The sequence below is a fragment of the Pedobacter sp. MR2016-24 genome (assembly GCF_026239655.1).
Taxonomy (GTDB): Bacteria; Bacteroidota; Bacteroidia; order Sphingobacteriales; family Sphingobacteriaceae; genus Pedobacter.
The window spans coordinates 1-22,381 of sequence record NZ_JAPIVO010000004.1; the positions used below are offsets into that span (position 1 = coordinate 1).

18 protein-coding genes and 1 rRNA gene are annotated in these 22,381 nt (G+C 40.4%); 18 read left to right on the forward strand and 1 reads right to left on the reverse strand.

Translation table 11 applies throughout. The features are described 5' to 3' along the window. Positions 1-60: 60 nt before the first annotated feature. Complete coding sequence (locus OQX62_RS11185) at positions 61-1,305, reverse strand: aspartyl protease family protein (protein ID WP_265831621.1); 1,245 nt, start codon at positions 1,303-1,305, stop codon at positions 61-63. A 202-nt stretch (positions 1,306-1,507) separates the two neighbouring features. Between OQX62_RS11185 and rrf the strand changes: the two genes are divergently transcribed. From rrf to OQX62_RS11275, 18 genes are all read left to right on the forward strand, one after another. Beyond that, positions 1,508-1,619, forward strand: a 5S ribosomal RNA gene (gene rrf / locus OQX62_RS11190). A gap of 312 nt (positions 1,620-1,931) precedes the next feature. Beyond that, positions 1,932-2,924: a type I glyceraldehyde-3-phosphate dehydrogenase gene (gene gap, locus OQX62_RS11195; RefSeq protein ID WP_265831622.1), complete on the forward strand. Its 993-nt coding sequence runs from the start codon at positions 1,932-1,934 to the stop codon at positions 2,922-2,924. Positions 2,925-2,959: 35 nt separating this feature from the next. Further along, positions 2,960-3,409, forward strand: coding sequence for a GNAT family N-acetyltransferase (locus OQX62_RS11200; protein WP_265831623.1), 450 nt, complete (start codon positions 2,960-2,962; stop codon positions 3,407-3,409). Positions 3,410-3,441: 32 nt separating this feature from the next. Continuing rightward, entirely contained in the window at positions 3,442-4,635 is a 1,194-nt protein-coding gene (locus OQX62_RS11205) for a phosphoglycerate kinase (protein ID WP_265831624.1), read from the forward strand. A 204-nt stretch (positions 4,636-4,839) separates the two neighbouring features. Next, entirely contained in the window at positions 4,840-5,307 is a 468-nt protein-coding gene (gene mraZ / locus OQX62_RS11210; protein WP_265831625.1) for a division/cell wall cluster transcriptional repressor MraZ, read from the forward strand. After that, entirely contained in the window at positions 5,297-6,202 is a 906-nt protein-coding gene (gene rsmH / locus OQX62_RS11215; RefSeq protein WP_265831626.1) for a 16S rRNA (cytosine(1402)-N(4))-methyltransferase RsmH, read from the forward strand. Before mraZ ends, rsmH begins: the two co-directional genes overlap by 11 nt. Then, positions 6,199-6,624, forward strand: coding sequence for an FtsL-like putative cell division protein (locus tag OQX62_RS11220; protein WP_265831627.1), 426 nt, complete (start codon positions 6,199-6,201; stop codon positions 6,622-6,624). Before rsmH ends, OQX62_RS11220 begins: the two co-directional genes overlap by 4 nt. After that, a complete protein-coding gene (locus OQX62_RS11225; RefSeq protein WP_265831628.1) occupies positions 6,614-8,710 on the forward strand; it encodes a penicillin-binding protein in 2,097 nt (698 codons plus the stop codon). The genes OQX62_RS11220 and OQX62_RS11225 overlap by 11 nt, the downstream gene beginning before the upstream one ends. Before the next feature lies 1 nt (position 8,711). Next, positions 8,712-10,169: a UDP-N-acetylmuramoyl-L-alanyl-D-glutamate--2,6-diaminopimelate ligase gene (locus OQX62_RS11230; RefSeq protein ID WP_265831629.1), complete on the forward strand. Its 1,458-nt coding sequence runs from the start codon at positions 8,712-8,714 to the stop codon at positions 10,167-10,169. Then, the gene (gene mraY, locus OQX62_RS11235; protein WP_265831630.1) at positions 10,169-11,416 is read left to right on the forward strand and encodes a phospho-N-acetylmuramoyl-pentapeptide-transferase; all 1,248 of its coding nucleotides are present in this window, start codon (positions 10,169-10,171) and stop codon (positions 11,414-11,416) included. The genes OQX62_RS11230 and mraY overlap by 1 nt, the downstream gene beginning before the upstream one ends. Further along, complete coding sequence (murD, locus tag OQX62_RS11240) at positions 11,416-12,759, forward strand: UDP-N-acetylmuramoyl-L-alanine--D-glutamate ligase (RefSeq protein ID WP_265831631.1); 1,344 nt, start codon at positions 11,416-11,418, stop codon at positions 12,757-12,759. The genes mraY and murD overlap by 1 nt, the downstream gene beginning before the upstream one ends. Before the next feature lie 3 nt (positions 12,760-12,762). Then, positions 12,763-13,953 (forward strand): FtsW/RodA/SpoVE family cell cycle protein, encoded by a 1,191-nt coding sequence (locus OQX62_RS11245; RefSeq protein WP_265831632.1) that lies wholly within the window; start codon positions 12,763-12,765, stop codon positions 13,951-13,953. Positions 13,954-13,963: 10 nt separating this feature from the next. Next, complete coding sequence (gene murG, locus OQX62_RS11250; protein WP_265831633.1) at positions 13,964-15,076, forward strand: undecaprenyldiphospho-muramoylpentapeptide beta-N-acetylglucosaminyltransferase; 1,113 nt, start codon at positions 13,964-13,966, stop codon at positions 15,074-15,076. 1 nt (position 15,077) lies between these two features. After that, on the forward strand, positions 15,078-16,433 hold the full coding sequence (gene murC / locus OQX62_RS11255; protein ID WP_265831634.1) for a UDP-N-acetylmuramate--L-alanine ligase: 1,356 nt from the start codon (positions 15,078-15,080) through the stop codon (positions 16,431-16,433). After that, positions 16,426-17,712, forward strand: a complete 1,287-nt coding sequence (locus OQX62_RS11260; protein ID WP_265831635.1) for a cell division protein FtsQ/DivIB — start codon at positions 16,426-16,428, stop codon at positions 17,710-17,712. Before murC ends, OQX62_RS11260 begins: the two co-directional genes overlap by 8 nt. A 27-nt stretch (positions 17,713-17,739) precedes the next feature. Next, a complete protein-coding gene (gene ftsA, locus OQX62_RS11265; RefSeq protein WP_265831636.1) occupies positions 17,740-19,101 on the forward strand; it encodes a cell division protein FtsA in 1,362 nt (453 codons plus the stop codon). Between the two features lie 129 nt (positions 19,102-19,230). Further along, entirely contained in the window at positions 19,231-20,865 is a 1,635-nt protein-coding gene (gene ftsZ, locus OQX62_RS11270) for a cell division protein FtsZ (protein ID WP_265831637.1), read from the forward strand. Positions 20,866-21,019: 154 nt separating this feature from the next. Continuing rightward, positions 21,020-22,231 carry an aminotransferase class I/II-fold pyridoxal phosphate-dependent enzyme gene (locus OQX62_RS11275; RefSeq protein ID WP_322973743.1) on the forward strand — a complete coding sequence of 404 codons (1,212 nt, stop codon included), beginning with the start codon at positions 21,020-21,022 and terminating at the stop codon, positions 22,229-22,231. Positions 22,232-22,381: the final 150 nt, after the last annotated feature.

Sequence of the window (22,381 nt, forward strand, 5' to 3'; positions counted from 1 at the left end):
CATATTGGGAATGCATCTTACAGGAAATAGGGCAAATCCTGTTCATCGCATAAGGCAGCCTTATATTCTTCGCTTCAATTCTAAGATAACGATATGATTTTTTTTATCTCTGACCACTTCTATAAGAATTTGCCTGCCATTTCTATTTTTAAGCATCTCCGTAACGTCACTCAGTTCAAAGAATGCCATACTTCTGAAATCTATGCTCACAATCTCATCCTCTGGCAATAATCCTGCAGCTTCTGCTGGTGATCCTGTTTCTATCCTTCCGATATAAAATCTATTTCTCCTGTCCGCGCCATTTACATAGATTTCCATACCCGACATATCGTGATCAAACTGAGGTTCTCCTTTGGTCTGTTTCTCCAGATACATACTGTTATTTTGATAATCGAATGTTACAGTAAAGTGGCGGAGAACATCCGCTCCTATACTGCCATTCCGTTCGCTGCCCTCTATTCTTAATACCTCTGTATTAAATTCCGGAAATCCGGAGAGTACGTTATGAAAGGTGTAGTTGCCTATTTTAAATACCGGGATTCTTCCTATGTGTCCACTAATTATACCATTAATGCCAACACCTAAATTAGCTGGTATCGTTGTAACAGGAAGTGGAAAAGGTTTTTGGTTTATAGATTCTAAGGAGAGTGGATTACTGGAACCATTATCTATTAACAATTCCAGTTTAATTGTGGTTGAATCCGGCATTTGAATTTCACTGGTCATATATGGCTTGGAATTCCTCAATAGTATGGGGATTCTGTCTCCTTTTATTTTTACTGGGTAGTCTGGGGTATAGAGTGTAAGCCTGTTTCTGTTATAGTTAATTCTGACTTTGAAGCTATTAAAGAAATAATAACCCAGAATACCATAAATACGAACGCCAAGATAGCTGGAAAGATTGAAGATGTCTTCTGTAAAAATTGCCGTAGGTACATTGTGCATTTGTGATTTTCCTACTCTTACTGCCATGTCATTCGTCAGGATTGCATCTACATTTTCTCCCAGGCCATAACCTCTTACTTTTACTCTCTGATAGTTTTTAATTTCATATCCTTTTAGAAAAGAAGTATCTGTAATGATCATTTGACTGGCACCAGTATCCAGCAGAAAGTTGAACGGACCTTTTCCATTGATATAAATGGGTATAATGATCAGGTTTTGGGCAGTCTTAAAGTCCATGCTGTATTTCTTCCTTTTACCATCCAGTTTAAAGACCTGAGCCTTTGTAATTGTTATCGTTACAGTAAGCATCAGGAATAAACTGAATTTCAAAATTGAAACCACAGGAATGGAGTTTTTCATGGCATGGAGCTATAAAAATCTTGTAATAAAAATAATATCTGGTTAGGTATTCCTTTATATAAATATACGATTATTTAGTGGCTAAGGTATTTGATCATATTAAATTCATATATACTTGTTAATGCCGTATTTTTAGTTACCTTTGAACCATCAATAAAGACAAATAAACATTAAGTACTTTTTGTATTTAATATCAAAATATTTAGGTGTCTATATCGGTGGTGTCCACCTCTTCCCATTCCGAACAGAGAAGTTAAGCCCACCAGAGCTGATGGTACTGCGGTAACACGTGGGAGAGTAAGTCGATGCCAAATCTTAAAATCCTGCTTGTAAGAGCAGGTTTTTTTTTGCGCAGGATTTCGATAGGGTAGTATTGCTGTTACTGAAATAAGTTGATCTTTTATGAAGAACAGATAAAACTTACCGATAGCTATGTTTTGAAAATTTTATCTCTGAAATTTTCCAGATGAAATTTTGCATGATATGATGAAAGACGTACAGCGCTTTGTTTAGCTGATACAGCTGTTTTAATCTTTCAATATTTGTATTGAGCGAATGTAAAACATATAAATTTCGTATAATTCACCAAAGAATATAGGTAGTTTTGCTTCCTGAATTTGTTTGAAATGAAATTAGCAATTAATGGTTTTGGTAGGATAGGACGCATATTTTTGCGCACTGCCCTCGAAAAAAACATCAATGTTGTCGCCATCAATGATCTTGCTGATCCGGCAACACTAGCACATCTTTTTAAGTACGATACGGTACACCGTGGTTTTAAAGGTGAGGTGACTTATACCGATAATTCGCTGATTATTAACGGTAAGGAGATTTTAGTTTACTGTGAATCTAAGCCCGCGTTATTACCATGGAGTTTATTGGCCATAGACCTTGTGCTGGAATCGACTGGTAAATTTACCACCAGGGCAGGTGCTGAACAGCATCTTACTGCTGGTGCCCAACAGGTGCTGATTTCTGCACCGGCTGATAAGGATATTCCAATGTTTATTTTAGGGGTGAATGATGCTGAGATTGATCTTAGCGCATCTGTGCTTTCCAATGCTTCCTGCACGACGAATAATGTGGCACCAATGGTGAAGATCCTTGATGATAAATGGGGAATTCTGGATGGCTATATTACCACTATTCACTCCATGACAGGTGATCAGAGTTTGCACGATGCACCGCATAAAGATCTGAGGAGGGCTAGGGCAGCATCGGCTTCTATTATCCCGACAAGTACCGGGGCAGCGAAGGCGATTACCAATATCTTTCCTCATCTGGAAGGTAAATTGGGTGGTGCCGGAATCAGGGTGCCGGTCTTAAACGGTTCATTAACTGATTTCACCTGTATACTGAAGCATCCGACTACTATCGAAGAGATCAATGCGGCATTTAAATCTGCCTCAGAAAATGAGATGAAGGCGGTACTGGAATATACCGAAGACCCTATTGTGTCTGTTGATATTCTTGATAACCCGCATTCTTGCATTTTTGATGCATTGCTGACTTCCATTGTTGGTGATCTGGTGAAGGTGGTAGGCTGGTATGATAATGAATCTGGTTACTCCGCACGACTGGTAGATCTGGTATTGAGGATCGCAGCGCAGCACAGATAGAGCGACGTGGCTAAAATCAGGATTAAGGAAGAAAAATGATCAAAAGGATAAGTCAGGAGCAAACATTTCCGCTTCGTAGTAAAGTGCTTAGAAAAGGTGCGCCTTTTACTAAATGTATATTACCCACAGACGGTATAGCTGGAATTTACCATCTTGGCTGTTTTGTAAATGACAGGCTGGTCTGTATAGCAACCTTTTTTCCGGAGGACTATCCGGAGCGGGGTGAGGGCGGGATGAGACTAAGAGGAATGGCTACAGACCCGGAATTTGCAGGTAAAGGTTATGGTGCGGAACTGATAAATTTTGCACTTGCAGAACTTAAAGAGAGCCATGTTGTTTATATGTGGTGTAATGCGCGTAGCACTGCTGCAGGCTTTTATGAAAAACTAGGTTTTAAGCTGATCTCTGAAGAATTTGAAATTCCTGGTATAGGTCCGCATTTTAATATGTTATATTCGCTGAGCAAAAATGAAGATACGGTTTGATAATTAATAGATAAACAATAAAAAATATAGAGATGAATACAATAGACCAATGCAATTTTAAGGATAAAAAGGCTTTAATAAGAGTAGATTTTAATGTTCCGCTGGACAAAGATTTCAATATCACAGATGATAAAAGAATGCGTGCAGCATTACCAACGATCACTAAAGTTTTGAATGATGGAGGATCTGTAATTTTGATGTCCCACCTTGGTCGCCCTAAAGGCGGACCTGAAAATGCATTCTCTTTGAAACATATTTTAGGTGATTTATCAAGAATGTTAGACCTTGAAGTAAAGTTTGCTGATGATTGTATTGGTGCTGAAGCTGAGGATAAAGCTAAAAACCTGGTACCGGGAGAAGTTTTATTGCTGGAGAATCTTCGTTTCTATAAAGAGGAAGAAAAAGGTGATAAAGATTTCGCCGGCAAATTGGCTAAACTGGGTGATGTATATGTAAATGATGCTTTCGGTACTGCTCACCGTGCACATGCTTCTACTTCGATCATTGCAGAATTTTTCCCTACAGAGAAATATTTTGGTTATTTGATGGCTGAGGAATTAAAAAATGCAGAGAAAATAAACAATAATGCAGATAAGCCTTTTACGGCAATTATGGGTGGAGCTAAAGTATCTGATAAAATCTTATTGATCGAAAGTCTGCTTGATAAAGTGGATAACCTGATTATTGGTGGTGGTATGGCTTATACTTTTGCTAAAGCGCAGGGTGGTGAAATAGGTACCTCTTTGCTGGAAGCAGACAGAATGGAATTGTGTCTGGAACTGATGGAAAAGGCAAAAGCAAAAGGTGTAAATCTGCTTTTACCACTGGATACAGTAATTGCTGATAAATTTGATAATAACGCCGAAAAGAAAAGCGTAGATACGGGTACTATTCCGGCCGACTGGATGGGATTGGATATCGGTCCAAAAACGATTGAAGCTTTCACTGCGGTAATTAAAAACTCAAAAACATTATTGTGGAACGGACCGATGGGCGTTTTCGAAATGGCTAATTTTGAGCAAGGTACGCGTGCAATAGCTGAAGCTGTTGTTGCTGCGACTAAAGAAAATGGTGCTTTCTCGCTGATTGGCGGAGGTGATTCTGCTGCTGCAATTGCAAAATTTGGCCTGGAAGATGAAGTGAGTTACGTTTCTACAGGTGGTGGTGCATTGTTGGAATATATGGAAGGCAAGGAACTTCCTGGAGTTAAGGCAATTAACAGCTAGAGGGAAAACCCGCTTTTTAGATAATATACACAGGAATAATGTAATTTTGTTCCTTCAAAAGAGTCGCCCACAGGCGACTCTTTTTCTGTTTTTGGGGAAGTCTTTTCCCTCTTTTTATATGTGGATAACTTTTTTGTGGTAGATTGTGGTAAAAAGTGGTAGAAGTATCTATTTTTACACTACATAAAATGTGCAGATACTATAATGGTTCAATTGTTAGGGGAATTTGATTGTAAATTGGATGCGAAAGGCCGCTTGATGGTTCCTTCCGGTCTGAAAAAACAATTGCCAAACGTTGAGCAAGAGGGACTTGTGATTAACAGGGGCTTTGAAAAACATCTGGTGATTTACCCTAAAAAAGTGTGGGAAGGTATAGTTGAAGAGTTGAGTAAGCTCAACCAATATGAGAAAAAAAATCGTGAATTTATTAGATTTTTTACTCGTGGTGCGATGGAATTGACGATGGATGCTTCAGGAAGAGTAAATCTGCCGAAGTCATTGTTGGAATTTGCGGGGATTAGTGGTGAAGTGATCCTGGCTTGTCAGTTTGATAAGATTGAGCTTTGGGATAAACAGGCTTACGATAATTTACTGGACAGTGAGCCGGAAGATTTTGCAAATCTGGCTGAGGAAGTGATGGGAAATAAAAACAGGGGGGAAGATGGAAAATAATTATCATATACCAGTGCTGCTGAAGGAATGCATTGAGGGTTTGAATATCAAACCTGATGGGGTGTATGTTGATGTGACTTTTGGTGGCGGTGGTCATTCCAGGGAAATATTAAAACATTTAGGTAAAGACGGTATACTGATCGCTTTTGATCAGGATCCGGATGCGCAGAGAAATAAGATTGACGACCCAAGGTTTTTGTTTGTTGACCAGAATTTTGCTTTTCTGAAAAACAATCTTCGCTTATTGGGATACAAACAGGTAGACGGAATTCTGGCTGATTTAGGCGTTTCTTCACACCAGTTCAATGAACCGGAGAGAGGTTTCTCTACCAGGTTCGAGTCGACCCTGGATATGCGGATGGATAAACAAGGCAAGCTTACGGCGGCCGACGTATTGAATACCTATACAGAAGAAAAACTGCACAGGATATTCGGTATTTATGGCGAAGTAAAAAATGCTAAGTCATTGGCCCGTGCGGTGGCAACAGCAAGAATGAACCAGCCGATTACCACGCTGGCTGAGTTCAAAGATGCAATTGCAGCTCATATTCCGAAAGGAAAAGAGAATAAATATATGGCGCAGGTTTTTCAAGCGCTTCGCATTGAAGTGAATGCGGAGATTGATGTGCTGGAGAATTTTTTACTGCAGACTGCCGATGTTTTGCATATTGGTGGTCGTTTGGTGGTAATGTCTTATCATTCGCTGGAAGACAGACCGGTAAAAAACTTCATTGGAAAGGGTAAGATCAGAGGAGAAGCGGATAAGGATTTTTTTGGCAATGAAGAGAAGCCTTATAAAGCAATTACGCGGAAAGCGGTAATCGCGGATGTAGAAGAGTTGGAAAGAAACAGCAGGGCCAGGAGTGCCAAATTGAGAATTGGAGAAAGGATATGAATAACCAGTTCAGGGAAGATATAGAAGAAGAGGAAGAAGAATTACTGGATGAACCGGTAATTAAGCTGAAGAAGCCTAAAAAAGAAAGGGAGACAGAGAATGCCAATCTTTTCTTTAAAAAGCTTTTTGTGGATGGAGTGGTTTCTAAGGAAGCTGCAACAGAAATGCTGCCCTTCCTGGTTTTCCTGTCGCTGCTCACGATGTTGTATATCGCGAACAGCCATATGGCGGTTAAGAATATAAGAGATATAGATAAGTTAAATAAAGAAGTTAAAGAGCTGAGCTGGGAATATAAATCACTTAAGGCTGATTTAATGTTTAAAAGCAAGCTGACGGAAGTTGCTAAAAAGGTTGACACGTTAGGTATAAAGGAGCTGACAGAGCCCCCAAGAAAAATTATCATAAGTAGTGATGAACATTAGAGCTAACATATTATTACGTGTTTACTTGTCCTTCGGACTGATTGTACTGCTTGCCGTGGCAGTATTGGTCAGGTTATGCGATGTACAGTTTGTAGAGGGACATAAATGGCGTGCCATGGCCGATAGTCTCTCTACAAAGTATATCAACGTGGAGGCTGCGCGTGGTAATATTTATTCTAATGACGGGAGCTTGCTGGCTACCTCGGTACCGGAGTATGAATTGAGAATGGATTTATATGCCGGAGGAATTAGTGATAATACTATTTTTAACAGTAAGGTAGATTCGCTGGCAATGAAGCTTTCGCAATTTTTTGCAGATAAAACACCAAAAGAATATTCGCGTATGCTGCGTACAGCAAGACGTGACAGTGTGAGGTATCTGCTGATCAAAAGAAAAGTGAATTACCAGGATCTGAAAACTATCCGGACTTTCCCTTTATACAATATCGGAAAGTATAGCGGTGGATTGATGGCAATACAGCAAAATAAAAGGATTTTACCTTTTAAAGATCTTGCTGCGAGGACTATTGGTTATGCCAATGAAAATGTAAAGAATGTTGTTGGCCTGGAAGGGGCTTACGGAAATTATATTAATGGTGAAAGCGGCAAGCGACTGGTGCAGCGTATTGCTGGTGGTGTATGGATGCCTGTAAATGATGAGGCAGAGATTGCACCGAAAGAGGGTGCAGATGTTATTTCCACTATTGACATCAATATGCAGGACCTGGCGCAGAGTGCTCTGGAAAAACAGCTGATTGTAAGTGATGCGGATCATGGTACGGTAGTGTTGATGGAAGTGGCTACCGGTGAGGTAAGGGCAATTGCCAATTATACACAGGTGGCGCCCGGAGAATATAAAGAAGTTTTCAATTATGCTATTGCGGGTAATCAGGATCCCGGATCAACATTTAAACTGGCCTCTTATATGGCTATGATTGAGGATGAAGTGATTGATACGAATACGCGGGTAGCAACAGGTACTTATAAGGTTCCTGGAAAATTGATTACAGATTCTCACGGGAGTGTGGGTGTCGTTTCGGTTAAGAGGGCATTTGAAGTATCTTCGAATGCTGCTGTAGCGCAATTGGTCAATACGCATTATAGAAATAACCAGTCGAAGTTTACAGAACACTTATACGATTGGCATCTGAATGAAAAAATGGACCTGCAGATTTATGGTGAGGCACAACCTGTAGTTAAAAATCCGAAGAACAAAAGCTGGAATAAAAATCTGACTTTACCGCAGATGGCTTATGGTTATGAGATGCAGCTTACGCCACTAAAAATGCTGTCTTTTTATAATGCAGTGGCAAATAACGGGAAATATCTGGCGCCGATTTTTGTAAAAGAAATACGCAGGCTGGGTAATCCTATTCAGCAGTTTAAAGCGAGAGTGGTAAATGAAAAAATTTGTTCGGACAGAACGTTAAAGAGAATGCAGGAGATGCTGGAAGGCGTAGTTACTGAAGGTAGCGGTAAGCTGATGGGTTCTCCGTTTTATAGGGTAGCAGGAAAAACAGGTACAGCACAGGTTGCAGATGGAAATAGAGGGTATAGAGCTAAAAAGAGTTACCAGGCATCATTTTGTGGATATTTTCCTGCAGATAAACCTAAATATTCAATTATTGTAGTGATCAACGGACCAAAAAACGGATACTATGGGGCTACGGTTGCAGGTCCTGTATTTAAGGAAATAGCGGATCGTATTTATGCAAGTGATATACAGATGTACAATAATGTAACAGAACATCTGGCAGGCAATACAAAAAGTCCGGAATCAAAAGCGGGACAAAGCAAAGCAGTTAAAAAAGTATATAATTCATTAGGAATTAAAACGCTTTATGCCGCAAAATCTGATTATTTCAATAGTATAGATACGAGTAATGGGATTGTTTACGAAGAATATAGTGATGTAAAAGGTATGATGCCTAATGTGCAGGGAATGGGACTTAAAGATGCCTTATACCTGTTAGGTAATGCGGGATTGAAAACCCGTATAAATGGTAGCGGAAAGGTGATAGCACAATCTGTCCCTTCTGGTACGAGAATAGGAAAAGGTTTATTGGTACAATTAGAATTACGATAAGATGCAGTTGCAGGATGTTTTATATGGTGTGGCAATCACAAACCTTGTTGGTTCTACCAACAGGGAAATCAGTGCGCTTACATTCGACTCCCGCAAAGTTGGACAGGATGCTGTCTTTTTTGCGATAACAGGTACGGTAGCTGACGGACATAAATTTATTAGTCAGACGATAGCAGCTGGTGCTACAGTGATTATTTGTGAAGAAATTCCGGAAGAAAAAGCAGCTGGTGTTACCTACATTGAGGTAGCAGATTCCTCTGTTGCTTTGGGCAGGATGGCTGCAAATTTTTATGGCAACCCTTCTGCAAAATTAAAATTAATCGGGATTACCGGTACAAACGGGAAGACGACGATTGCAACATTGCTGTTTAAATTGTTCAGGGCCTTAAAATACAACGTTGGCCTGATTTCTACGGTGGAAAATCAGATCAATGATCAGGTTTATGCAGCCACTCATACTACACCTGATCCCATCAGCCTGAATACACTGCTGAATACTATGGTGCAGGAAGGTTGTGAGTACTGTTTTATGGAAGTAAGTTCTCATGCGGTTGTTCAGCACAGGATTGAGGGGCTTGATTTTGCAGGAGCTGTGTTTTCTAATATTACACATGATCACCTGGATTTCCACAAGACATTTGACAATTATATTAAGGCCAAAAAGGCTTTCTTCGATATCTTGCCGAAATCAGCTTTTGCATTAACAAATGCGGATGATAAAAATGGTGCTGTAATGCTGCAAAATACCAAAGCGGCGAAAAAAACTTATGCGCTGAAACAGCTTGCTGATTTTAAGGCGAATATTATTGAAAACAGGTTTAGCGGTTTAAATCTGGACATTGACCATGTTGATGTATTTTTTAAACTGGTAGGTTCATTCAATGCCTATAACCTGCTTGCTGTTTACGGTACGGCTATGCTGCTTGACCAGGATAAGCTGAATGTGCTGACGATCTTGAGTAACCTCACAGGGGCTGATGGTCGTTTTGAATATGTAAGCAATGCTAAGCAGATCATTGGGATTGTAGACTATGCACACACGCCTGATGCAGTACAGAATATCTTGAGTACCATTCATGATATCAGGAAAGGTACAGAGCAGGTGATCACCATTATTGGTTGTGGCGGCGACAGGGATAAAACGAAACGCCCGCTGATGGCGCAGGTGGCGTGCGACTGGAGCGATAAGGTAATACTGACTTCCGATAATCCAAGAACAGAGAATCCGCAGACAATTGTGGAGGAAATGGAAGCGGGTGTATCACCGACAAATAAAAGAAAAACATTGACCATTCTTGACCGCAGGGAAGCGATTAAAACGGCCTGTCATTTAGCCAGACCGGGAGATATTATTGTGCTTGCAGGTAAAGGACATGAAACATACCAGGAGATTAATGGAGTAAGATATCATTTTGATGATAAGGAAGTGTTGACGGAACAATTAAACTTAATCAGCTGATGTTATATTATTTATTTGAATATCTAAACGCGCATTACGAATTTCCGGGATTGAGATTGTTTCAGTACATCACTTTCCGTACTTCGCTGGCAATTATCATTTCACTGATTATTACCACGGTTTACGGCAGACGGATTATTAATTATCTGCACAAAATGCAGGTAGGGGAAACGGTAAGAAATCTGGGCCTTGAAGGACAGATGCAAAAACAGGGTACGCCAACAATGGGAGGGATCATGATCCTGTTAGGGATTCTTGTGCCTACTTTATTACTGGCCAACCTGACGAATGTTTATGTGTTGCTGATGATCGTAACGACCATCTGGATGGGAGCTGTTGGTTTTGTGGATGACTATATTAAAGTATTTAAAAAAAATAAAGAAGGATTGGCCGGCAAGTTCAAAATTGTTGGTCAGGTTGGTCTGGCCTTGATTATTGGCTGGACAATGTATTTTAATCCGAATATAGTGGTAAGGCAGACTGTTGATGAGGCAGGTACGAGCAAGAATACTGCGCCAATGGTATTGAGACAGAAGGGGGAGAAGTATTATTATACTCAGGATGTAAAAACAACCATTACCAACATTCCCTTTTACAAAAACAATGAATTTGACTATGCCAAGGTGCTTAAGTTTTTAGGTCCTGGTTATGAGAAATATGCAGTGTTTGTATTTATACTTTTTGTAGTAGTGATTATTACAGCAGTTTCAAACGGGGCAAATATTACGGATGGGATAGATGGGCTCGCAACGGGTACTTCTGCCATTATTGGAATTACGCTTGGATTGCTGGCCTATGTTTCGGGAAATACGGTTATAGCGGATTATTTAAATATTCTCTATATACCTAATTCAGGCGAGCTGATGATCTTTGCCGGTGCTTTTGTAGGTGCGTGTGTCGGCTTTTTGTGGTACAATTCCTATCCGGCGCAGGTATTTATGGGGGATACGGGTAGTTTAGCTATCGGTGGGATTATTGCCGCATTGGCGATTATGATCCGGAAGGAATTGTTGATCCCGATCTTATGTGGTGTTTTCCTGATTGAGATTTTATCAGTAATGATCCAGGTTTCTTATTTTAAGTACACCAAAAAACGTTTTGGAGAAGGCAGAAGGGTATTCCTGATGTCGCCATTACACCACCATTACCAGAAAAAAGGATATCATGAAGCGAAGATTGTTACGCGCTTCTGGATCATCAGTATTCTACTGGCTATTATCACTATTGTCACTTTAAAACTGAGGTAATGGAGCAGCAAAGGATTGTCATATTGGGAGCCGGTGAGAGCGGTGTAGGTGCAGCAATGCTGGCACAAAAACAAGGATTCGATGTTTTTGTATCAGATTTTGGTGCTATTGCGGATCGGTACAAACAAGATCTTGAAGCGCTGAAAGTCGTTTTTGAAGAAAAGCAGCATAGTACTGAGCTGATTCTGAACGCTCATGAAGTGATTAAAAGTCCGGGTATTCCTGATACGGCTCCGGTCATTAAAGAGTTAAAGAAAAAAGGTGTGCCGGTGATTTCAGAGATTGAGTTTGCCAAACGCTATACCCAGGCAAAAACGATCTGTATTACCGGTTCAAATGGGAAAACGACTACCACAATGCTAACCTATCATATCCTGAAAAAAGCAGGTTTGAACGTAGGTCTGGCAGGTAATATCGGGCATAGTTTTGCAGCGCAGGTTGCTACGGAGGCATTCGACTGGTATGTACTGGAGATATCAAGCTTTATGCTGGATGATATGCACGAATTCAGGGCAGATATTGCCATACTGTTAAACATTACGCCTGACCATTTAGACAGGTACGATTATAAAATGGCTAATTACGCGGCCTCAAAAATGCGTATTACACAGAATCAGCGACCAGAAGATCATTTTATCTATTGCGCAGATGATGCCGAAACAATTAAGGTGCTGAAAGGTGCAAAGGTGAATTCGAAAATGCTTCCGTTTTCTATCCGTAAGAAGGTAGAGGAAGGCGCATACCTGGAGGGAAGCAACATACACATCAATATAAACCACAAAGAACAACTAACCATGTCAATTTCAGAGTTAGCCTTACAGGGCAAGCATAATATCTACAACTCTATGGCCTCTGGCATAGTGTCTAAGGTATTAGATATCCGCAATCAGATCATTCGTGAAAGTATGGGCGATATTAAAAATATTGAGCATAGGCTGGAGCATGTGGCGAAGATTTCCGGTGTTGACTATATCAATGATTCGAAAGCGACCAATGTAAATTCGACCTGGTACGCCTTGGAGAGTGTGAGTGCTGATGTAATCCTGATTATGGGTGGTGTGGATAAAGGCAATGATTACGAAATGCTGAAGGACCTGGTGAAGAAAAAGGTTAAAGCTATTGTTTGTCTTGGAAAAGATAATAAGCGGATTCACGAAGCTTTTGAAGATGATGTGGAAATTATTGTGAACACATTTTCTGCAAATGAGGCTGTACAGGTATCTTACCATTTGGCAAAAAAAGGTGATACAGTATTGTTATCACCAGCCTGTGCGAGTTTTGATCTTTTTAAAAATTATGAAGACCGTGGTAACCAGTTTAAGATGGCAGTTAAAGAATTATAGATTATGAGCACAGTACAGATGCTTTTAGAGAAGACAAAGGGAGATCGCTGGATATGGCTGATCATTATCCTGTTGTCGCTTATTTCTATTCTTGCGGTTTATAGTGCTACGGGAACGTTAGCTTATAAACAAGGGAAAACAGTAGAGAAATTGTTGCTGACGAAGCACCTGATCTTTGTTGTAATGGGGATAGGTATGATCTATATTGCGCATCTGCTGGATTATAAATATTATGCAGGGATATCGAAAATCCTGATGATCATCACAATTCCACTGTTGTTTTATACGCTTGTTTTTGGTACCAGTTTAAACGATGCATCACGTTGGGTGAAGATTCCTATTATAGGGCTGACTTTCCAGACTTCCGATTTGGCTAAACTGGCATTGATTACGTTTCTGGCAAGGATGCTCACCAAGAAACAGGAGAATATTAAAGACGTGAAATCAGCATTCATCCCAATTATGGGGTCAGTTTGTGTTGTTTTCATATTAATTGCACTGGCAAATTTATCTACGGCACTGATGTTATTCGGTGTAAGTATTTTGCTGTTAATTATCGGCAGGATCAGTATCAAACAGATTGCGATTGTTTGTGCAGGAGGTGTAGTATTATTGATGTTCGTGGTCTTATTAGGACCAAGGAGGGAAACCTATAAATCGAGGATCAATACATTTTTACATCCGGAACTGCAGCACTCTGATAAAACATACCAGGCGGACCAGGCTAAAATTGCATTGGCAGCTGGTGGCATTTTTGGTAAAGGACCGGGTAACAGTACACAGCGAAATTTCCTGCCCCATCCATATTCCGATTTTATCTTCGCAATTATTGTGGAAGAATACGGGTTGATGGGAGCGCTGATCATTATTGTATTGTATCTGGTATTGCTGTACAGGTGTGTGAGGATTGTTACGCAAAGTCCCAAAGCCTTTGGTGCACTGCTCGCTGCAGGATTAAGTTTTAGCTTAACGATACAGGCTTTTGCGAATATGGCAGTAGCAGTTGGATTAGGGCCTGTTACGGGTGTTCCGCTGCCTTTAGTGAGCATGGGCGGTACATCGATGATATTTACCAGTATTGCATTTGGTATTATTCTGAGTGTAAGCCGGGACGTAGAAGAAAATATTAAGAAATCGCTGGATGAAAACGGCAATAAAAAGGTAGTTGTTGGTGAAATACCAGCAATGGCATAAGATGATAAAGATGAGACCAACAAGGGTAATTATTTCAGGTGGTGGCACGGGCGGACATATTTTTCCGGCCATAGCAATTGCTAATGCGCTGAGGCGTATGGAGCCGGGCTGCGAAATACTTTTTGTTGGTGCAACCGGCAGAATGGAAATGGAAAAAGTTCCTGCTGCAGGTTATAAAATTGTAGGATTGAATATCAGTGGTATCCAGAGAGGGTCTATCCTGAAAAACCTGGGACTGCCTTTTAAGTTTTTGGGCAGCATGCAAAAGGCACTAAAACTGATTTCTGAATTTAAGCCTGATGTAGTAGTAGGGGTAGGAGGTTATGCCTCCGGACCGATCCTGTTTGCCGCTTCCTGGAAAAATGTTCCTTATTTAATTCAGGAACAGAATTCCTATGCGGGGGTGACCAATAAAAACCTGGGCAAAAAAGCTTCAAAGGTATGTGTTGCTTTTGATGATATGGATCAGTTTTTTCCTGCGGACAAAATCCTTAAAACAGGTAATCCGGTAAGGAAAGAGGTAGTAGATATTTATAACAAACATTTCGAGGGTGCAGAGCTATTGAAGCTGGATCCGCAGAAACGGACAATCCTGGTAACTGGTGGTAGTCTGGGTGCGGGAACATTAAATAAGAGTATTGAAAAACACCTGCAGGATTTTATTGATCAGGATGTACAGCTGATCTGGCAGACGGGTAAATACTATTATGCCGGTATTATGGAGCGGATCGGATTTAATTTTCATCCGAATATCCGTGTACTGGAATTCCTGAATAAGATGGATCTGGCCTATGCAGCGGCTGATGTAATTATTTCAAGAGCGGGTGCGGGTACGATTGCAGAATTATGCCTGATTAAAAAGCCCGTGATACTGGTGCCTTCGCCAAATGTTGCGGAAGACCATCAGACGAAAAATGCAATGGCATTGGTGAAAAACAATGCTGCTTTATTGATTAACGACCGCTCGGCAGAAGACACTTTGGTTAAAGAAGCACTGAGCCTGCTAAATGATAAAGATCGTTGCGAAGAATATGGAATCAATATTGGTAAGATGGCACTGCCTGAAGCTGATGAACTGATTGCAAAAGAGGTGTTTAAACTAGCGGGGAAGGAGGCAAGATAATATGGAACTGGAATTGATCAAACGTGTTTATTTTGTGGGTATCGGCGGTATCGGAATGAGTGCTATTGCACGTTATTTCAAGAAACGCGGTTGCCTGGTTTCCGGTTACGATAAAACGCAGACTGTATTGACTGCTGCTCTGGAGAAAGAGGGGATTGTTATTGCCTTCAAGGATGAAGTGACAGCTGTTCCATCGGAATTTTTAAATAATGATGCGGAAACGCTGATTATATATACTCCGGCAATACCTAAAAGTTCTGTTATCCTGAATTATTTTATGGATAGCGGTTTTGACCTGAAGAAAAGATCACAGGTTTTAGGGATTATCAGTAAAGGCCAGTTTTGTATTGGGGTGGCTGGTACACACGGGAAGACGACTACTTCTTCTATTATTGCGCACCTTTTGACTGATACAGGATACGGATGTACAGCATTTTTAGGAGGAATAGCCACAAATTATAAAAGCAATTTCTTAATTGGCGATAGTGATGTAGTGGTAGTGGAGGCAGATGAATATGACCGCTCGTTCCTGACTTTGCATCCTGATATTGCTGTGATCACTTCTATGGATGCTGATCACCTGGATATTTACGGTGATGCGGCGCAATTACATGAGTCATTTCAGTTGTTTGCTGATCAGTTGGAAGAAGGTGGTACCCTGTTTATTAAAAAAGGCTTACCAATTCAGCAAGGTACTACTTATAGTGCCGGACTGGATTCGGTAGTAAGGGCTCAAAATATTAGGGTAGAAGATTCGAACTTTGTTTTTGACTATAAAGATGAAGTCCATGCGATTGATAATATCCGTTTAATGCTTCCGGGTAAACATAATGTGGAAAATGCTACAGTAGCTATTGCTGTTGCGCTGAAGCTAGGAATTGATGCAGATAAAATTAAAGCTGCAGTGGCCAGTTTTTTAGGTGTGAAGAGACGATTTGAATATGTGGTAAAGGCAGAAAATCATATTTATATAGATGATTATGCACATCATCCCGAAGAGTTAAGAGCTTGTTTTGATGCGGTGAGACAGTTGTATCCTGATAAGAAATTAACAGTTGTTTTTCAGCCGCATTTATTTACACGTACGCGGGATTTTGCAGAGGGCTTCGCGGAGGTGCTCAGTACAGTTGACGAGCTCTTATTGCTGGAGATTTACCCGGCGAGAGAGTTACCTATCGAAGGTATCGACGCAAAGTTTCTGGCGGATCAGATGACATTGGAGAACTGCAGTATCCTTACAAAAGAGGAAGTGCTGGAGCATGTTAAAAATACTGGACCTGAGTTATTGTTAACTGTAGGTGCCGGAGATATTGATACATTAATTGAACCGTTGAAAGATATTTTATCAAATGCTTAGGAGGGTAAACTGGAAATTGGTATTTAAGTGTTTTGCCTGGCTGATCAGCCTTGGCGGAATCATTACCCTCATGAGTTTTGTGAGCGTAAAAAAGAATACGATTACCTGTACCAATATTAAGATTCTGATTCCGGGAGCAGATAATTTTATTGAAAGAGAAGAGATTGACGCTATACTGAAACAGAGTCAGGGAACACTGATAGGCCGTAAACTCGAAAGCATTAATTTACATGCGATTGAAAGAAAAATACAGTCCAATCCATATATCGCTCAGTCAACGGTTTATGCGGATATGGATGGTGTAATTCATATTGAGATCAGTCAGCGCCAACCCCTGTTAAGAGTCATTAATGCTGGCGGGCAGGACTATTATATTGATCGCGACGGATTAAAAATGCCGATCTCTCCAAACTTTACAGCGGATGTATTAGTAGCAAACGGACACATTCTGGAACATTTTGGAGGTCGCGTAGATACACTGATTACAAAAATGGCAGCAGATTTGTACAGGACTGCATTATACCTGAAAAAAGATACGTTATGGGACGCACAAATTGAGCAAATATTTGTTAATGATAAAGACGATATAGAATTAGTACCAAGAGTGGGCGATCAACGCATAATATTGGGTAGTGCTGACTCACTTGAGATTAAAATGGCGAACCTCCTTATTTTTTATAAAAAAGCAATGCCACAGGTTGGCTGGGATACCTATAAGACGATAAATATCAAGTACACCAATCAGATTGTTTGTGAAAAGAACAAAGTTGATTCCTTAAATGGATTTGCTGTAAGGGCGGTTTCTGTGAAACATACCCAGGCACAGGCCAAAAAAGTGATCGATTCTCTGGTCAATGCACAGATTGCTGCAGAACTCAGTAATAATCCTGAAGCGGATGTTGCGGGCGATGAAGTAATAGCGGTCAAGAGAAGGGAACCGGAAAAAAAGAAGGAAGCGGTGAAAAAGCCGGTGGTGACTAAGCAGCCCGAGAAGAAAAAAGAGCCGGAAAAGAAAGCCGTAAAGAAAACGGTTGTAACTATACAACCAGAAAAGAAAAAGGATCCGGTTATAAAAGCTGCTGCAGTTAAACAGCCTGAAAAGAAAGAGCCTGTAAAGGCGCCAACTGTAACAGTTAAAAAGAAGGAACCGGTAAAAACGATAACAGTGAAAAAAGTTGAGCCGGTAAAAAGTGCGGAGCCGGTGAAGACAAATGTAACAGCGAGAAAAAGCTGGCCTCCGCATGCAAATGAGAAAAAAGATACCAAGAAAAACAAATAGTATATAATTCGACAAATAGATATAGTTATGGGCAAAGAAAAAACTACCGTTCAGTCTCCAATAGTGGTGGGATTAGACATCGGTACTACTAAAATCTGTGTGATAGTTGGTCGCAGAACACAGCATGGGAAAATTGAGGTGTTGGGCATCGGGAAGGCAGAATCCGCGGGTGTAACACGTGGGGTAGTATCAAACATACAGAAAACTGTACAGGGTATTTCACAAGCTGTTGAACTGGCGAGCGGACAATCTAACGTGGAAGTGCGCGTGGTGAATGTTGGCATTGCTGGTCAGCATATCAAAAGTTTGCAGCACCGTGGTATTCTGACGAGGAGGGAGCTTAATAATGAGATCAGTAAAAAAGATCTGGATAAATTAATTGATGATATGTTCAAACTGGTTATGCCCCCGGGAGAAGAAATCATCCATGTTTTACCTCAGGAATTTACTGTCGATAATGAGCCTGGAGTAAAAGATCCGATTGGTATGGCGGGTGTTCGTTTAGAAGCGAATTTCCACATCATCTCTGGTCAGGTAACTGCCGTTAAAAACATTATGAGATGTGTCACCAACGCTGGTTTGCAAACTCAGGAACTGATATTGGAGCCCCTGGCTTCATCGGAATCTGTATTAAGCGATGAAGAAAAAGAAGCTGGTATCGCTTTAGTTGATATCGGTGGTGGTACTACTGATATTGCTATATTCCATGAAGGTATCATCCGTCATACGGCTGTTATTCCGTTTGGTGGTAATAGTGTTACAGAGGATATCCGTGAAGGCTGTTCAGTGATGAGAAACCAGGCAGAATTGTTGAAGACCCGTTTCGGTTCTGCTTTGGCTGAAGAAAATAAAGAAAATGAGATTATCTGCGTACCAGGTTTGCGTGGCAGAGAACCGAAAGAAATATCTGTGAAAAACTTAGCTTACGTCATCCAGGCCCGTATGGAAGAAATTATTGAGCATGTTTATTATGAGATCAAATCTTCAGGTTATGAGAAAAAACTGATCGGCGGTGTAGTAATTACCGGTGGCGGAGCGTTATTAAAACATCTGGCGCAATTGGTAGAGTATGTAACCGGTTTAGATTGTCGTGTAGGATATCCGAATGAACATTTGTCGAAATATGAGGATATGCCAAAGACTATCTATGACGATCTGAAAAGCCCGATGTACGCAACGAGTGTTGGTTTGCTGATCAAGGGTATTCAGAAAGCTGAAGAGTTAATAGAAGAGCTGAAACAGCCTGGTGTTTATGTAGAAAAGACAGCAGCAGTTAAAGATAAGGCGAAACGCAGCGGAGGTGGATTATTTGATAAGTTACTGGCTAAGACTAAAGACTTTATCAAAGATGACATGAACGTTAGCGATGAGGATTATATAAAACCGTAGTATTTATCCACAATACATTAGTTTTCCACATTACAAACAGATGTGGAAAACTAATGTGGAAAAAGTGGTAATATTACAAGGAGTGATGAACAGGTAAAACCAATTTTTAAGTAACTGATTCATAAATATATGTATTTTGAAATGTTAAAAGATAAGTCATCAATCATCAAGGTAATTGGTGTTGGTGGCGGTGGTGGTAATGCGGTAAACCATATGTACCGTCAGGGAATAGCAGGTGTGGACTTTATTATTTGTAATACTGATGCTCAGGCATTGGAGTTCAGTCCTATTCCCAACAAGGTACAGCTTGGCGCAAGTTTAACAGAAGGAATGGGTGCAGGCTCTATTCCTGAAGTGGGTAAAAATTCGGCTATTGAGAATATAGACGATATTAAATCCATGTTAGGCAGTACTACAAAAATGTTGTTCATTACGGCTGGTATGGGTGGTGGTACTGGTACAGGTGCAAGTCCGATTATTGCTCAGGCAGCAAAGGAGCTTGATATCTTAACCGTGGCAATCATTACTACTCCCTTCTCTTTTGAAGGGAAAAGACGTAAGATGCAGGCCGAAGATGGTTTGGATGAACTGAAAAAGTATGTAGATTCTTACCTGGTGATTTCCAACGACAGGCTGCGTGAAATTTTTGGTAACCTGACTTTGGGTTCCGCTTTTGCACAGGCTGATGATATTTTGACAACTGCCGCTAAGGGAATTGCCGAGATCATCACTGTTCCTGGTTATATCAACGTGGATTTTAAGGATGTGCGTACAGTAATGAAAGACAGTGGTGTTTCTATCATGGGTAGCTTTGCCTGTGAGGGAGAGAACAGAGCGCTTGCTGCTGTTGAAGGTGCTTTAGCATCGCCATTGCTGAAAGATAATGAAATTGAAGGTGCAAGATATATCTTACTGAATATCAGTTCTGGTTTACGTGAGGTAACAATGGACGAGGTAGCCATCATTACGGATTACATTCAGGATAAAGCAGGTCTTTCTGCTGATTTGATCTGGGGTAACTGTATAGATGAAAACCTGGGTGATAAGTTGTCAGTAACAATTATCGCTACTGGTTTCCAGACTACGGAACAACGTGCACACGATAAGAAGAATGTTAAAAAAATATCTCTGCTGACTCCCGAAGAAGCACCATTGGTGAAACCTCTGGAGCCTGTAAATTCGTTTATCGAACCTAAAGCTAACAGCTTCTCTAACGAGCCGGTAATAAAAACGAAGGAAGAGATTAAACAATCTGATTTATTTGGTGATATGTATAACGGAAATAAATCCAGAAAAACAGAAGAGCCAGAAAATGGGATTATCAGACATACTTTAGTGGAAGAAGAAAAACCAGTTGCGGAAGTGCAGGAGACTGGTGTTGACTTTGAGCTTAAGCTTGCTGAAACTGATTTCGTATTCGAAACGCCTAAACATAATTATGTTGAGCCGGCAGCAACGCAGGCAGAGGAAGAGATTGAAGTTCCGGGACTTGATGATGATAAAAATGACGAGTCTATTGAAGACCAGCTTAAAAAATCTAAAGAGCGGATTTTACGTTTGAAAGACCTGAGCATGAAATTGCGTACTACCAATGGTTTACAGGAACTGGAAAATGAACCTGCTTACAAACGTAAACAAATGCAATTACAACAGGTTCCGCATTCTTCAGAATCTCAGGTTTCGAGATTTACATTGAGCAGTGATGATGACGGTACAACTGAAATCAGACCCAATAATTCATTTTTGCATGATAATGTTGATTAAATCAGCTGATCATATTTAACAAAAAGCCTTAACAATAAAACGTTGAGGCTTTTTTGGCATTGTATATCAGCCACAGAAAGCTTAAATTCGCAAAAAATAAAAGATAACTTAAAGACATATAACATTGGATATTTTTGAAAAGATAACAAAGCATATGGGCCCGCTCGGGCAACACCAAAAATGGTCACATGGATATTTCTCCTTTCCAAAACTGGAAGGCGATATCGCACCGCATATGAATTTCCGTGGTAAAGAACACTTGGTATGGAGTTTAAATAACTACCTGGGATTAGCTAATCATCCTGAGGTAAGAGCAGCTGACCAAAAGGGGGCTGCTGACTTTGGAATGGCCTATCCTATGGGAGCCAGGATGATGTCTGGAAACTCAAAGTATCATGAGCAATTAGAGCAGGAGCTTGCCACTTTTGTGGGTAAACCTGATGCATTTTTATTGAACTATGGATATCAGGGTATGGTATCTATCATTGACTGCCTGGTTGACCGGAATGATGTTATTGTTTATGACGGTGAATCTCATGCTTGTATTATAGACGGTTTGCGTTTGCATATGGGCAAGCGTTTTGTTTATAAACACAACGATATAGATAGTGCAAGAAAACAGCTGGAGCGTGCTACGAAACTGGTAGAAGTTAGCGGTGGTGGTATTCTTGTGATTACTGAAGGTGTTTTTGGAATGTCTGGTGCCCAGGGTAAAATCAAGGAACTGATAGACCTTAAAAAAGAATTCAATTTTCGTCTGTTAATTGATGATGCGCATGGTTTTGGTACAATGGGCCCTACTGGTGCAGGTACTCATGAAGAACAAAATTGTATAGAAGGTGTTGATATTTATTTTGCAACCTTTGCAAAATCAATGGCCGGTATCGGAGCATTTGTAGCCTCTACAGAGGAAATCACTAATTTCTTCCGTTACAATATGCGTTCACAAACATTTGCTAAAGCATTGCCTATGCCAATGGTTGTCGGTTTGCTGAAACGTTTGGAGCTGTTAAAAAACAATCCTGAGCTAAGAGAGAAACTTTGGAACATTGCAACAACGCTACAAAAAGGCTTACGTGCGAGAGGCTTTGATTTAGGGATCACTAATACCATGGTAACTCCTGTATTTTTACAGGGTGAGCTTCTTGAAGCTACAGCACTGACTATGGATCTGCGTGAAAATTATGGTATTTTCTGTTCTATAGTTGTATTCCCTGTTATTCCTAAGGGGTTGATTGAATTGAGATTAATTCCTACAGCAATGCACACAATTGAAGACGTTAACCGTACTTTGGAAGCTTTCAGTGAAGTAGCAGACAAGTTAAAGAGCGGCTATTATAATGATAACAAATTTGTTCCTCAATAGCAGGTTTCAAAAAATATAAATTCGTAAACGCCTTCTGACTCATCAGGAGGCGTTTCTTTTTACATACCATTCCATCTGTTAATTCTGATGATTTAAAATGCCTTTTTGAGAAAATAAAGTAGGTTATCCGTCTCTGTATAGAGGAAAAGG